Source organism: Nonomuraea sp. NPDC050404 (assembly GCF_040655495.1).
Taxonomy (GTDB): Bacteria; Actinomycetota; Actinomycetes; order Streptosporangiales; family Streptosporangiaceae; genus Nonomuraea.
Genome location: NZ_JBFAKB010000004.1, coordinates 396,232 through 410,183, shown reverse-complemented (window position 1 = coordinate 410,183; position 13,952 = coordinate 396,232). Strand labels below are relative to the sequence as shown.

General features: G+C 68.4%; 11 protein-coding genes. 9 read left to right on the top strand and 2 right to left on the bottom strand.

Annotated elements, in window-relative coordinates; all coding sequences use genetic code 11:
• The first annotated feature begins 81 nt into the window (after window positions 1-81).
• The 7 genes from AB0I81_RS13370 (at window position 82) to AB0I81_RS13340 (ending at window position 10,159) form a co-directional block, all read left to right on the top strand.
• Window positions 82-849 carry a hypothetical protein gene (locus tag AB0I81_RS13370; protein ID WP_360654965.1) on the top strand — a complete coding sequence of 256 codons (768 nt, stop codon included), beginning with the start codon at window positions 82-84 and terminating at the stop codon, window positions 847-849.
• Complete coding sequence (locus tag AB0I81_RS13365; RefSeq protein WP_360654962.1) at window positions 846-2,666, top strand: right-handed parallel beta-helix repeat-containing protein; 1,821 nt, start codon at window positions 846-848, stop codon at window positions 2,664-2,666. The genes AB0I81_RS13370 and AB0I81_RS13365 overlap by 4 nt, the downstream gene beginning before the upstream one ends.
• Complete coding sequence (locus AB0I81_RS13360; protein WP_360654959.1) at window positions 2,663-4,459, top strand: right-handed parallel beta-helix repeat-containing protein; 1,797 nt, start codon at window positions 2,663-2,665, stop codon at window positions 4,457-4,459. Before AB0I81_RS13365 ends, AB0I81_RS13360 begins: the two co-directional genes overlap by 4 nt.
• A 96-nt stretch (window positions 4,460-4,555) precedes the next feature.
• Window positions 4,556-7,480: a glycosyl hydrolase gene (locus tag AB0I81_RS13355; RefSeq protein WP_360654956.1), complete on the top strand. Its 2,925-nt coding sequence runs from the start codon at window positions 4,556-4,558 to the stop codon at window positions 7,478-7,480.
• A gap of 535 nt (window positions 7,481-8,015) precedes the next feature.
• Entirely contained in the window at window positions 8,016-8,390 is a 375-nt protein-coding gene (locus AB0I81_RS13350) for a group 1 truncated hemoglobin (RefSeq protein WP_360654953.1), read from the top strand.
• On the top strand, window positions 8,391-9,515 hold the full coding sequence (locus tag AB0I81_RS13345) for a globin domain-containing protein (protein ID WP_360654950.1): 1,125 nt from the start codon (window positions 8,391-8,393) through the stop codon (window positions 9,513-9,515).
• Window positions 9,512-10,159, top strand: a complete 648-nt coding sequence (locus tag AB0I81_RS13340; RefSeq protein ID WP_360654947.1) for a DivIVA domain-containing protein — start codon at window positions 9,512-9,514, stop codon at window positions 10,157-10,159. The genes AB0I81_RS13345 and AB0I81_RS13340 overlap by 4 nt, the downstream gene beginning before the upstream one ends.
• Before the next feature lie 57 nt (window positions 10,160-10,216).
• On the opposite strand, the gene AB0I81_RS13335 is transcribed toward AB0I81_RS13340, so the two are convergent.
• The gene (locus tag AB0I81_RS13335) at window positions 10,217-10,534 is read right to left on the bottom strand and encodes a hypothetical protein (protein ID WP_360654944.1); all 318 of its coding nucleotides are present in this window, start codon (window positions 10,532-10,534) and stop codon (window positions 10,217-10,219) included.
• A gap of 119 nt (window positions 10,535-10,653) precedes the next feature.
• Here AB0I81_RS13335 and AB0I81_RS13330 point away from each other — a divergent pair, with 119 nt between their 5' ends.
• Window positions 10,654-11,109, top strand: coding sequence for a hypothetical protein (locus AB0I81_RS13330; RefSeq protein ID WP_360654941.1), 456 nt, complete (start codon window positions 10,654-10,656; stop codon window positions 11,107-11,109).
• Window positions 11,110-11,288: 179 nt separating this feature from the next.
• A complete protein-coding gene (locus tag AB0I81_RS13325) occupies window positions 11,289-12,485 on the top strand; it encodes a helix-turn-helix domain-containing protein (protein ID WP_360654938.1) in 1,197 nt (398 codons plus the stop codon).
• A gap of 125 nt (window positions 12,486-12,610) precedes the next feature.
• Here the strand turns inward: AB0I81_RS13325 and AB0I81_RS13320 are convergent, their stop codons facing one another.
• Window positions 12,611-13,864 carry an erythromycin esterase family protein gene (locus AB0I81_RS13320; RefSeq protein ID WP_360654935.1) on the bottom strand — a complete coding sequence of 418 codons (1,254 nt, stop codon included), beginning with the start codon at window positions 13,862-13,864 and terminating at the stop codon, window positions 12,611-12,613.
• Window positions 13,865-13,952: the final 88 nt, after the last annotated feature.

The following is a 13,952-nucleotide window of genomic DNA, read 5'->3' as shown; positions in this document are numbered from 1 at the left end:
AAAACCGCGCGGGTGCGAGCACCGCTGTGCCCGCAATCGCACCGGCACCACCGAATCGCACCAGCACTACTGAGGAGTTCCATGGACGACGCCATCTGGGATCTGCCCGTTCGCGGGAAGCTGCCCGCGGAACCCGATCCCACCCTTGTGGAGGGGCTCTCCCGGATCAGCTCGGCCACCGCCTGCGCCAAGCTGCACGCGCAGGGCATCCGGCGGACCTTCGTCGAAGGGCCGCGTCCCATCGCGCCCGGGCAGAAGGCCGCCGGCCGGGTCCGCACGCTGCAGTTCATGCCGCAGCGCGAGGACATCGCCTCCGGGCTCGGCCAGGAGTACGTCGAGCGGCACACGGCCCTGTGGCACGTGCTGGAGGACATCGAGCCCGGGGACGTGCTCGTCGTGCAGGCCTACGGCAGCGCCTACACCGGCTGCTTCGGCGACATGCTGGTGCGCTACTTCAAGCGCAAGGGCGGCGCCGCCATCGTGGTGGACGGCCGGATCAGGGACCTGCCCCGGGTGAGCGGCCTGGGCGTGCCGATCTGGTGCACCGGCGCGACCCCGCACTACGCCTCGCAGGCGGAGCTGTTCCCCTGGGCGTACGACGTGCCGGTGGCCGTGGGCGGCGCGCTGGCGCTGCCCGGCGACCTGTGCGTGGCCGACGACGACGGCGCCGTGGTGGTGCCGCTGCGCCGGGCCGGCCAGGTGCTCGACGCCGCCGCCGACCACGAGCAGTGGGAGCGCTACAGCCGCGCCCGCATCGAGGAGGGCGGCGCGCTTTCCGACTACTACCCACTCACCCCCGATACCCGCGCCGACTACGAGCGGTGGCGGGAAACAAAGGAGAGCCAGTGATCCTCAGGTCCGTGGGCGCGATCGTCTTACTCTTGGGCGGTCTGACCACCCCGGCGCCGGCGGCGGCCGGACCATCTTGCGACTACTACGTCTCCACCCAGGGCAGCGACCGCGCGGACGGCAGCGCCAAGCGCCCGTGGAAGACCATCGAGCAGGCCCGTGACGCGCTTCGCGGTAAAAAGGGCAAGCAGAAGTGCGACATCGTCGTCAACGTCAAGGCCGGCGACTACGTCGTGGACAAGACCATCGAGTTCACCGAGGCCGACTCCGGCAGGGACGGCCACAAGATCACCTATCGCAGCGCGGACGGCCCGGGCAAGGCCCGCCTGCTGGGTGCCAAGCCGGTGACGGGATGGCAGAAGTACAAGGACAACATCTACAAGACCAAGATTGATCGTACCTTCTACACGCTGTTCGAGGACGGCAAACGCGCCACCACGGCCCGCCACCCCAACAGGACCAGCGAGGACCTGTGGTCGCCCTACCTGTTCTCGATCCTCGGGGAGCCGGAGAAGGAGGCGGTGCGCCAGTGGCTGTACTTCAAGCCTGAGGACGTGCCCGCCGAGTGGGACGCCGACTTCGACAGGAACTCCCAGATCATGGTCTGGTCGGGCGGCTCGTGGAGCTGGTTCACCGACACGGTGCCGCTGGGCGGGGCCGACTTCCGCAAGGGCTTCTTCACGCTCAACCACTGGGCCCGCTACTCGTTCGTGAACAGCCGCAGCGGCTCGCGCTACTTCCTGCAGAACACGCTGCGCTTCCTGGACCAGCCCGGCGAGTACTACTTCGACTTTGCCAACAGCGAGGTCTACTACTGGCCCAAGGGCTCGATCGACAAGGTCATGGCCCCGACGGTCAAGACGATCCTCTCGCTCAAGGGCAGCACGCCCGAGCAGCGCGTGCAGAACCTGGCCTTCGACGGCCTGGCCCTGCAGTACAGCGACTTCGTGGACTGGTACCGCTCCGGCTGGATCAGTGAGGGCGACTCGGGTTACGAGCACAAGTACCCCGTCTACGACCGGCAGATCGAGATGCCGCGCAACCGGTTCGGCATGATCACCCTGGAGAACACCCGCGACATCGACCTGACCAGGCTGAACATCTCCGACAGCGGCTTCATGGGCGTCTACATGCTCTTCGCCAACGAGCGGGTCAAGGTGTCGGACAGCCTGCTGCAGAACCTCGGCGCCGACGGCATCAAGGTCGAGGGCGGCTACCCGGGCGAGGGCGACATCTCCGGGCACCACACGATCACCAACAACTACATCTACCACGTCGGCGAGCTGGTGCCGGGCGACGCCTCCGGCATCGAGCTGATGAGCACGGGCAACAACACCGTCAGCAACATCAACGTCAAGCACAGCGCGCGGTACGGCATCAGCCTGGAGGTCCGCCCGGAGATCAAGCCGGAGGACAACTACGCCCGCAACAACACCTTCTCCTACATCAAGCTGGAGGAGACCGGCCTGGACAGCGGTGACATGGGCGCCTTCTACACCTACGGCGTCAGCAACGTCGAGCCGCACCCCATGGACAACCACGTCAAGCAGATGGTGATCACGGACGTCATCAACGACCCGGCCGGCGCGATGCCGGACAGCGGCACCCGTGGCGTGCACATGGACGCCGGCGGCTGCGGCTTCACCTTCGACAACATCGAGGTGGGCAAGGTCAGCGACGACAAGTACCAGAGTTACCAGTGCAACCAGGTGACCAACGCCAACTGGGCCGACGGGTTCGACGCCTCGAAGATGGAGTACGACAAGATCGGCGTGACGAGCTCCTTCCCGTACCCGATCCCCGGAGCCACCCAGTGAGGGCCGTGATCGCGGCGGCCGTGACGCTCGGCGCGCTGCTCGTCGCCCCCACCGCCTCCGCCCAGGCGCCGTGCAAGCCGACCAACCTCTACGTCGCCACCAACGGCGCCGACCGGGGGCCTGGCGACGCCAGGCGTCCGTGGAAGACCATCGAGTACGCCCGCGACCAGGTCAGGAAGCAGCGCAAGCAGACCTGCGACATCGTCGTCAACGTCAAGGCCGGCGACTACGTGGTCGAGAAGACCATCGAGTTCACCGAGGCCGACTCCGGCAGGGACGGCCACCGGGTGATCTATCGCAGCGTGGATGGGCCGGGCAAGGCCCGCCTGCTGGGCGCCAAGCCGGTGACCGGGTGGGAGAAGTACAAGGACAACATCTACAAGGCGAAGGTGGACCGCGCCTTCTACACGCTGTTCGAGGACGGCAAGCGTGCCACCACCGCCCGCTATCCCAACCGCCGCTCGGACGACGTGTGGGCGCCGTACATGACCTCGATCCTGAAGGAGCCGGAGAAGGAGGCGGTCTACCAGTGGCTGTACTCCAACCCCGGCGACTGGGACAAGAGCTGGAACCTCGACAACGCGCAGGTCATGGTCTGGTCGGGCGGCTCGTGGAGCTGGTTCACCGACACCGTGCCGATCCAGAACCCCTCCTGGGACGACAACCAGCTCACCCTTGAGCACTGGACGCGCTACGCCATGGTCAACAGCCGCGGCGGCTCGCGCTACTTCCTGCAGAACTCGCTGGACTTCCTCGACCAGCCCGGCGAGTACTTCTTCGACTTCGACAAGAACGAGGTCTACTACTGGCCCAAGGGCTCGATCGACAAGGTCATGGCCCCGACGGTCAAGACGATCCTCTCGCTCAAGGGCAGCACGCCGGACAAGCGGGTGCGCAACCTCTCCTTCGACGGCCTGGCCCTGCAGTACAGCGACTTCGTGAGCTGGTACCGCAACGGCTGGATCAGCGCGGGCGACGCCGGGGTGCCGCACAAGTACCCCGAGTACGACCGGCAGATCGAGATGCCGCGCAACCGGTTCGGCGCGGTGACGCTGACCAACACCAGCGACATCGACCTGACCCGCCTGCACGTGTCCGACACCGGCTTCACCGCGTTCTACCTGCTGTTCGCCAACGAGAAGGTACGGATCTCCGACAGCCTGCTGCAGAACATCGGCGCGGACGGCATCAAGGTCGAGGGCGGCTATCCCGGCGAGGGCGACATCACCGGCAAGCACGTCTTCACCAACAACTACATCGACCACATCGGCGAGCTGGTGCCGGGCGACGCCTCCGGGGTCGAGCTCATGAACACCGGCAACAACGAGGTCAGCCACACCGTCGTCAAGCACAGCGCCCGCTACGGGATCAGCCTGGAGGTCCGCCCCGAGGTCAAGGACGGGGACGGGTACGCGCACGGGAACGTGTTCAAGTACCTCAGGCTGGAGGAGACCGGCCTGGACAGCGGTGACATGGGCGCCTTCTACACCTACGGCGTCAGCAACGTGGACCCGCACGAGATCACCAACCACGTGTCCCAGGTCGTGATCGGGGACGTCATCCCCGACGCGTCCATGCCCGACAGCGGCACCCGCGGCGTGCACATGGACGCCGGCGGTTGCGGCTTCGCCTTCGACAACATCGAGGTGGGCAAGACGACCGACCAGTCCTACCAGAGTTACCAGTGCAACGAGGTGACCAACGGCAACTGGGTTGACGGCTTCGACGCCTCGAAGATGGAGTACGACAAGATCGGCGTGACGAGCACGTTCCCGTACCCGATCCCGAGCTGACCTCGCGCCAGCCCAAGAACCGGGGCGCCGGGCCAGCGGGCCCGGCGCCCCATCCAACGTCCGCGACCCCCCGCAGGACCGGCTCCTGGAGCGCCCGTGAACGATCTGACCCGCCGCGGCTTCCTCGCCTTGAGCGCAGCCGCCACCGCAACGCTCGCCTTCACCGACTCCCCCGCCCTCGCCGCCTCCGCTCCGTCCGCGGCGTGGTTCGCCCGGCCCCGGCGCGAGGTGCGGCCGATGGTGCGCTGGTGGTGGCCGGACGCCCATGTCGATCCCGCCGAGATCAGGCGGGAGGTGGACCAGCTCGCCGAGGCCGGGTTCGGCGGCGCGGAGATCGCGGCGGTGCACCACAGCATCCGCGACAAGTCCGTGCTCGACCCCGCCGGCCACGGCTGGGGCACCCCCGCGTGGAACACCGCCGTCGAGGCCGCGCTCGACCAGGCGGCCAGGCGCGGCCTGAGCATCGACCTGACGATCGGCCCCTCCTGGCCCGCCGCGGTGCCCTCGATCACGCCGGAGAGCGAGGCCGCGTGCAAGGAGCTGGCCCACGGTTCCGTGGCGGTGGCGGCGGGCGCGACGTACACGGGCCCGGTGCCGCCGCCCGCCGTGGAGGGGCGGGCCGAGCGCACGCTGCTGCTCGTCCAGGCCGCCAGGATCGAGCCCGCGAACTCCACCCGCGACGAGACCGGCCTCGACCCCGCCTCCGTGCGGGAGGTCGCGGTGTCCGGCGATGGGACGATCACGTGGACCGCGCCCGGCGAGGGCGAATGGCTGCTCATCTCCTACTGGCAGCGCGGCTCCGGCCAGCGGCCCGAGTCCGGCCCGCACACCGCGCCCGAGTCCTACGTCGTGGACCACTTCAGCCGGGCCGGCACCCGGGCGGTGATCGACCACTGGGAGTCGGAGCTGCTCACCCCCGCCATCAGGAGGTTGCTGAGGAAGGCGGGCGGGGCGTTGTTCGAGGACTCGATCGAGATCGAGACCGACGCGCTGGCCTGGACGCCCGCGCTGCCGGAGGAGTTCGAGCGGCGGCGGGGGTACGCGCTGGCGCCGTTCCTGCCGGTCGTCGTGCTCGCCGATGAGGATCCGGTCTTCGCCTACGACGCGGTGCTGACCCGGCATGCCCGCAAGGACTACTGGGACACCGTCTCCGAGCTGTTCAACGAGCACCACTTCACCGCGTTGCGCGACTGGGCGCACTCGCTCGGGCTGGGGTTGCGGGCGCAGCCGTACGGGCTGCAGACCGACGCCATCGAGGCCGCGGCCATCCTGGACGTGCCCGAGGGTGAGTCGCTGGGCTTCAAGAACCTCGACGACTACCGCTGCCTGGCCGGGGGCCGGGACATGGCGGGGCGGGAGGTGTTGTCCTGCGAGGCGGGGGCGTACCAGGGCGGGGCCTACACCACGACGTGGGAGAAGTTGTTGCGCACGATGGGCGGGGCGTACGCGGCCGGGCTCAACCAGACGGTGCTGCACGGCTTCTCCTACGCCGCCGCGCCCGGTGCGGGGTGGCCGGGGTTCGCGGCGTTCACGCCGTACGGCGGTACGGCGGGTTATTCGGAGTCGTGGGGCCCGCGCCAGCCCACCTGGCGCCACGTTCCCGATATTTCCGCATATTTCGCGAGAATCCACCTGATCATGCGACAGGGCGCTCCGCGTGCCGATGTGGCGGTCCTGCGGCAGACCGGATACACCAAGACCGGCATCGGCGCGTCCTGGTTCACCGCGAGCGGCATCCCGACCGGCTGGACCCACCAGTTCATCAGCGGTCCCCTGCTCGACCTGCCCGGCGCGCGCGTCAGGGGCGGGCGGCTGGCGCTCCCGGCCTACAAGGCGCTGTTCGTGGAGGGCGACCGCTTCTACGCCGCCGAGTGCACGATGACGCTCGCCACGGCCGGGAAACTGCTGGAGTACGCGCGGGCGGGCCTGCCCATCGTGCTGCTCGGCGCCTGGGAGTCGGCCTCCGTGCCCGGCGTCGGGGACAACGGACGGCTCCGCGCCCTCATGAGCGAACTGCTGGCCGAGCCGACGGTGCGGATGGTCGCGGCGGCGGCGGACGTGCCCGGCGCGCTCACCGCGCTCGGGGTCCGCCCCGACATCCGGTACGAGAGCGCCTCCACGCTGCTCACCATGCGCCGGGTGGCCGGGAAGATCGACTACTACTACCTGTGCAACGGCAAGCACCAGGAGAACGCCAAGCCGCCGGTGACGCCCATCGACCACGAGGTCACCCTGACCCGCGCCGACCGCGACGGCGTCCCGTACCTGCTGGATCCGTGGACCGGCCGGGTGTCCCGGATCGCCCTCTATTCCGAGGACGGCGACGGGGGCATCCGCCTGCGGGTCACGCTTCGGCCCGGCGAGGCCATGATCGTGGCGATCGGCAGGCCGGGCCTGTTCGGCGACCGATCCGGCAAACGTCCGCATGCCACCCGTACCGACGCCGACCTGGTCACGTTCGGCCGGGACGGCCTGGTGATCAGATCCGCCGAGGCCGGGCCCCACACGACCACCCTGTCCACCGGCCGCACCGTCACGACCACGATCGGCCCGGTCCCCTCCCCGCTGACACCGGCGTCCTGGCGGCTCAGCGTGGAGGACTGGCAACCGGGCGCGTCCCCCACCGAGACCTCGAAGAGCGTTCACCAGGTCATCCTGGACCAGCTCGCACCCTGGTCCCAGATCGCCGGGCTGGCCGACGTGTCGGGCATCGGCACCTATTCCACCACGGTGAACCTGGACGGCCCGGCGTACCTGGAGCTGGGCGAGGTGACCGACACCTGCCGGGTGACCGTCAACGGCCACCGCCTGGATCCCGTGGACCCGCTGCACCCGGTCGTGGACCTGGGCCCGCACGTCAGGCGCGGCGAAAACACCATTGAGGTGGAGGTGGCGACCCCGCTCGGCACCCGGCTCCGGGTGGCGGACCCGGCGGTCTACGGCGGCCTGACCCGCCAGCCCTACGGCCTGCTGGGGCCGGTCAGGGTGGTGCCGTACGGGGAGGCCCGGGTCGGCGAGTAGGGCCTGTGCCCTCATATCGCTCGGGAACGTGCTTTCTGCCTGGATAGGGAGATTTCAGGTCGTCCGCGTGGAATGGCCCCTAAAGGCGCAATGACTGTCCGAAATAGGCGGGATGGTCATGCTGATACGGGTTGCGAGCGATCTGATCACCCCCTAGGGTTTCTGACACATGTTCACGTGCTCGGAAAACCTGATGGTTATGAGCCGATACAGGTATACGGCCTGCACAGGATCCGCTTTATGGGGGCATGAATGGCACTCGGACCACGCGCGGCCTGGCTGCGATGGCGGCGGCGAAGGCAGGGGGCGGCGCCCTCTCCCCGCCGCCATTCGAGCAGCCCCAGGGGTATGTCCGGCCAGGTGAACGAGGCGTTCGGGACCGTGGGCCCGCACGCCTGAAGGGTGCGGCCTCCGTCGAGGAGGGCACGCAGGCGACCGACCGAGGAGTCGTCCGGTCGGAAAGACGCAGAACCGGCACGTTAACCGCCCGTAAACGTATACGGAAAAGATCGCGTTTTTGGAGGCTTGTAGTTTTATGACTTCTTATTATGAGAAAGTCGGCGCTTCGACCATTCGCGATGTGGTCGACCGCTTCTACGTGGTCGTACTGGACGACGTCGAGCTCAAGCCGTATTTCGGCGACGTCGACATGGCGCGGCTCAAGCGGCACATGGTCATGCTGCTGTGTTCCGTGCTCGGTGGCCCTGAGGTGTACGAGGGCCACGACCTGGGCGACGCCCACCGGGGCATGGGCATCACCGGCGAGCACTACGAGAAGGTCGGCGCCATCCTGATCACGGTGCTCCGGGAGGACTTCGGCGCCGGCGACGACCTCGTGGAGCACGTCGCCACGGTTCTGGGTCAGGTTCGGGGGGCCATCGTGGAGAGGCCCGTAGGGGCAGCCGGATAAGTGGACACGCAAGCGTTAAAGGGCAGCTGGCAGCTGGTGGCCCAGTCGGGTGACCAGGTGCCGCTGTTCTTCTACTCCGCCTTATTCCTCATGTACCCGGAGACCCGCGGCCTGTTCCCGGTTTCCATGGCCACCCAGCGCGACCGGCTCGTCAACGCGCTCGGGCACGTCGTCAGCAACGTCGACCGGGTCAACGAGCTCGTACCATTCCTCCAGCAACTCGGCCGCGACCACCGCAAGTTCTCCGTGGTCGCCCAGCACTACCCCGCCGTCGGGCAAGCGCTGCTCGCCACCCTGGAGCACTTCCTCGGCGATCGCTGGACACCGGCCCTGGCTCGCGACTGGACGGCCGCGTACGGACTGGTCGCCAAGGTGATGACCGAGGCGGCCGAGGAGTCCTCGGCCACGTCGCCGCCCTGGTGGGAGGGCGAGATCATCCTGCACGAGGTACGCGCCCCCGGCATCGCGGTCATCCGGGCCCGCCTGAACTACCAGTACCCCTTCCGCGCCGGGCAGTCCGCCTCGATCTCGGTCGCGTTGCGGCCCAAACTCTGGCGCTTCTACTCCTTCGCCAACACGCCACGCCGCGACAACACCATTGACCTGCACGTACGCGTGGTCGACGGCGGCACGGTCAGCACGGCCCTGGTGCACGGCGCGCAGCGCGGCGACATCCTGAAGGTCGGCGCCCCGGTCGGCGACCGGCTCACGCTCGCCGCCGGCCCGCCCAGGGAGCTTCTCCTCGTCGCGGGCGGCACCGGCCTGGCGCCCCTCAAGGCGCTCGTGGAACAGATCGCCTACGAGGGCCCGCCCCGCAACGTCCGCCTGTTCGCCGGTGCCCGTACCTCCCGCGAGTTGTACGACCTTGAGGCGCTGTCCAAGCTGGAGGCCGAGAACCCCTGGCTGCGCGTGGTGCCCGTGGTGTCCCGCGACGCCTTCTACAGCGGTGAGCACGGCTTCGCGGTCGACGCCGCGCTCCGGGCCTGGCGCGGCGACCAGGACGTCTACGTCTGCGGCTCGGAGGAGATGGTCCAGAGCTCCGTCTCCCGACTCCTGGACGCCGGCGTGCCCGCCGGCCACATCCGCTTCGACGAGTTCACCACTGCTGGAGGTAGTCAGCCGTGACGGGAGAGACGTCGTGGGCAGAGCGCCCATCGAACGACCGCCAGCGACTCACACCGGACCGGGTACGGAACAAGGACTTCTCCCGTACCGCACTCGGGCGCCGCGGATACAGCGAGGACGAGGTGCGGACCTTCCTGTTCCGCATGGCCGACGACATGGCGGCCGGCGACATGGAGAAGGCCGACCTGCGCGCCGAGGTGGAACGGCTGAAGAACTGGTACAAGGATCGCGGCACCGACGTCGACGCCCCCGGCGGGAACCAGGCCAGGCTCAACGTCGCGGCGGTCAACCTGCTGTCCAGGGCCCAGCAGACGGCGGACGCCCAGATCGCCGAGGCGGAGGGCTACGCCCGCCGGCTGGTGAACGACGCGCGCCAGCAGTACGAGCAGATCCTGCAGGAGGCCCAGCAGCAGGCGGAGGAGGCCGGCAACCGGGCGGTCAACGTCTACCGCTCCAGCGGCGGGGCGCAGTCGGCCGAGGCCGAGGAGCTGGAACGGCGCATCGCCTACCTGCGCACCTTCGCGGAGGTCACGCAGGTGCAGTTACGCGCGGTGCTCGAAGGTCTGACCAACGAGGTGAACAAGCTCGGCCACCTGCCGGAGACGACCCGCAACGCCGTCTATTCCTCGCTGGAGCGCGACTGAAGGCGGAAGTCCGTCCACGGCCGGGCTCTCCGAGGTGGACGGACCTCCCCTGTTTCCCTAGTAGGTCTTGACTCTGTAGGTGTGGGCCTTTTCCCGGGGGTGGGTGCGCGGGCAGAAAGCGAACGTCCACTGTCCGACCGGCACCCACTCGCTCGTGTCCGTGGTGGTCTTGCCCGCCGCGTTGGCACACGTCGCGACGGCCGCCACATATCCCGAACCCTTCTTGCACTTGGCCCAGGTGGACCCCATCCCATCGACGACGAATCCGCTGTCGCAGTCGGTCGGCGGCGGGTCCGCGTACGCCACACCGGGGACGGTCGCGACGAACGCCGCCGCGACGAGGGCTGCTGCACCGATCGTTTTCGCGCGGTTCACGATGGAAATCCCTTCCGCTGGATCGTGGTACCTCCAGGTGTAGTCGCGCCGCCGTTTCCCGGCCGTTTCCACGCGGACCGCCGGAGAACCGATTCCCGCGACCGATCGTCACACCCACCATGAGATCATTCGGGACGGCGAGCACGTGGCTGGCGGCCTACGTCATGGGCATCCCCACCGCGCTCCTGTTCGTGCTCGCGGCGATCCTGGCCGTCCAGGGGACGCCATTCCTGATGTTCACGCTCCCCTACCTGGTGCTCTTCACCCTGGCCTACCTCGTGGGCCTGGTCCTGCTCGCCCTGCTGCCCTTCCGGCCGGCCTGGCTGCGCGCGCTGGTGACGGCCGTGGCCGTGTACGCGCTCGCGTCGGTCGCGCCGTTCGTCGGCGTGATGGTCCGGTATCCGGTGCAGGTCGTCAAATGCGGCGGTCTCCCCATCGTCGCCACCGGCTTCGCCGCCGCCATGAGTTATCACGCGCCCGGCGACGAGAATTACTCGGTGTCACCACTCGACACCACCTTCTTCTGCACCGCGAAAGAGGCCGAAGCCGCCGATTTCCACAACTACGACAACTGAAGCCGCTGGCAGGAACCCGCATCGGCACAGAAAGTGACGAGAGATCACCACATTTTGACCCCTTCCAGTTGCGAGATCCGTCAAAAGGTGTTGATCCATCACCCGTCCCCGGTCGAATACGTGGTTGTGCGTGATGCGGCCAGGAGTGGAGACGCCGCCGGGACACGGGGAGTAACAACATGGGGGACCTTTTCGGCACGTTAAAACGTCGCGTCGACAACAACGCCCAGCGCGTTGTCGAAGCGTCCATCAGCGAGGTCGCCGACTTCCGGGCCATCGAGCCCAGAGCGCGGGCGTCCATGATGGAATTCGCGGTCGTCATACGGCGCCGCACCGCTGAGCTCGTCGCGTCCGGCGAGCCTCTGCTGGAGACAGACCTCGCCTACATCGAGACGGTCGGCGAGGAACGCGGATCGCAGGGCGTCTCGCCGGTCGGCCAGCGTGACGTGCTGGCGCTGCACGCCAGCCTCACGCTCCGGGAGATCTCCGAGGCGGCCGGGCCCGGCGACCTCAACGACACGATGCGCATGCTCGACTGGCTCGCCCAGAACGGCGTCAAAGCTCAGGGAGCCTACACGCGCGGCTATTTCAGGGGGCACGAGCAGTTCCTGTCCTACGCCGCCCGCGTGCACCTGCTGGCCACCATGCTGCTGCACGACGACGCGATGGCGACCGAGCTGGGACGCAGCCTGTCCATGCCGGTGGCGGAGAACTACCTGGTGACGGTGATCCGCATCGGCACGGAACGACGTCTTTCCACGGAGTCCAAGACCTACCGCGACCAGGTCGTCCAAGCCCTGCTGGAGCGGCACCGCGTACCACTGACCTACCACGACCCGGCCGAACTCGTGGCGCTGATCCCGTACCGCGACCTGGGACCGGACATGGCGGCGGCCGGCCGCTGCGCGCTCGCCCTCGCCCAGACCTTCGCCGAGGTCGTCGGCGAACCCTGCACGGCCGGCGCCGCCCACGGCCGCCGGCACGCCCTGGCGACGGCCGCCGGACTCGCCCGCCAGGTCAGCCGCGTGGCGCCGATCGAACGGGTGCCGCGCCGCCTCTACGACGTGGCCGACGTCTTCGCCGAACTCGGCGCCGTCCAGACGCCTCATGTGGACCAGTGGCTGAAGGAGGTGGCCCGGCGCCTGGGCAACGGCCCCGACCTCGTGCTCACCCTCGACGCCTACTACCGCAACGACATGAACCGCCTGCGCACGGCCAAATCCCTGCACATCCACCCCCGCACCCTCGACTACCGCCTACGCCGGGTACGCGACCTGATCGAGATCGAACCGGGCTCCACCCACGGCGTACGGGTACTCAGCACCACCGTCACCCGCATGCTGGCAGGCGCCTGGCACGAACCCGGCCTGGCCTGACCGGCCCGCCCTTCGATGCCAGGCCACCGACCGGCGTTGGCCGGGTGAGGACAACAAGACCGGGGAGGCAGCGGGCAGCACCCGAGCGCGCCGCGCGGTCCGAGCGCTGGATGCGGACCGCGCGGTCACAGGGGTGAGACCGGGCTGGCTCGCGGGACGAAGACCAGGGCGTCGTAGGCGTCGGCGGGTACTGTCGGCACTGTGTAGGCGCGGCTGATGGAGCTGTACAGGGAGCGGAAGCCGTCGCCGATGCTGCCCATGGGGAGTTTTGAGGTGAGCAGGTCGCGGTTGGCTGGGTTGGTGGCGGCCTGGGTGAGGTTGACGTAGCCCAGGGGCTCGTTGCCGAACAGCTTGGCCAGGGGGGAGTCGTTGGTGACGGTGAAGCGGGTGCGTTTGCCGGTGCCGTCGTCCTTGCTGATGAAGGTGTTCGTGCCGAACTCGGTGGCGATCACGAAATAGTCGTCGCCGTATGTTCTGGTCAGGTGGACGCCCATCGACTCGAAGGAGAAGGCGGCGCCGGTCTTGTCGAGGTGGCTGTTGTGGGCGGCCACCACGATGTTCTTTCTGCCCTGGGCTTCGGTGATCCACTTGATGTTCTCGGCCATCCAAGTGTCCCGTTTGCGGGCGTAGTCGTTGGCTGAGGTTTGCAGTTGCGCGCCGTGTTGGATCGTCTCGGCGTGGTGCAGGGCGAGTGTGTACTCCTCTGGGGAGCCGGCGTTCATGTACTTGGCACGGTCCTGTTTCAGGTGGGTGACGAGGTGGTCGGCGGCGGCGATGGTTCTTTCCGTGGGCTGTTTCGATCTGCTCGCGTCGGTGAGGGCGGCCAGTGAGGTCTCGGTTTGGCGGGCGACGGCGGGGGCTGCCTTGGCGAGATAGCGCAGCAGGCGCTTCTTGTTGTGGTCGTAGCGTTGCATGTCGAAGCCGTAGAGGCGGACCTTGTCGTGCTCCTCGGGGGTGGTGGCGTTGTGGTCGCGGATCCACCTCAGCAGGTCCGCCGTCTCGCGGGTGCGGTAGATGTCGAAGCCGAGCGCCTTTGCCGCGTCCTCCGCGCTGCCTCTGCCGCCCATCACGTAGTCGTCGGCCTCGGCCGTGCCGCCGAAGTCGGCCTCCAGCGCTACCGTGCGGAAGCCGTGCTCCCGTACGAGCTTCTGGATGATCAGCTTGCGGGTCTGGGCGAACTCCTTGTTGCCGTGGGTGGCCTCGCCGACTCCGACCACGCGCTTGGCGGCGGCGTCGGAGAGTGGGGCCCGGGACAGCGGGGTCACGGCCTCGGATGTCACGTGTGTGGTGTCGACTCCTTCTCCGCAGCCGGCCGCCGCCACCAATAGCGCGGCCAGGGCGATGGTCAGCAGCTTCGGCCTCATCACGTGCTCGATCATGGGTCGATTTCATCGGATGCGAGGTCGGCCGGTCATCGTGCGCAGGGTTAGATCGTCGGGCGTGGTCATAGACCTCTGGTCATGCGTA

Bases quoted from the DNA above. Each gene is read 5' to 3' on its own strand.
- AB0I81_RS13330 (WP_360654941.1), top strand. From the start codon at position 10,654: ATGAGATCATTCGGGACGGCGAGCACGTGGCTGGCGGCCTACGTCATG.
- AB0I81_RS13320 (WP_360654935.1), bottom strand. From the start codon at position 13,864: ATGATCGAGCACGTGATGAGGCCGAAGCTGCTGACCATCGCCCTGGCC.
- AB0I81_RS13325 (WP_360654938.1), top strand. From the start codon at position 11,289: ATGGGGGACCTTTTCGGCACGTTAAAACGTCGCGTCGACAACAACGCC.
- AB0I81_RS13370 (WP_360654965.1), top strand. From the start codon at position 82: ATGGACGACGCCATCTGGGATCTGCCCGTTCGCGGGAAGCTGCCCGCG.
- AB0I81_RS13350 (WP_360654953.1), top strand. From the start codon at position 8,016: ATGACTTCTTATTATGAGAAAGTCGGCGCTTCGACCATTCGCGATGTG.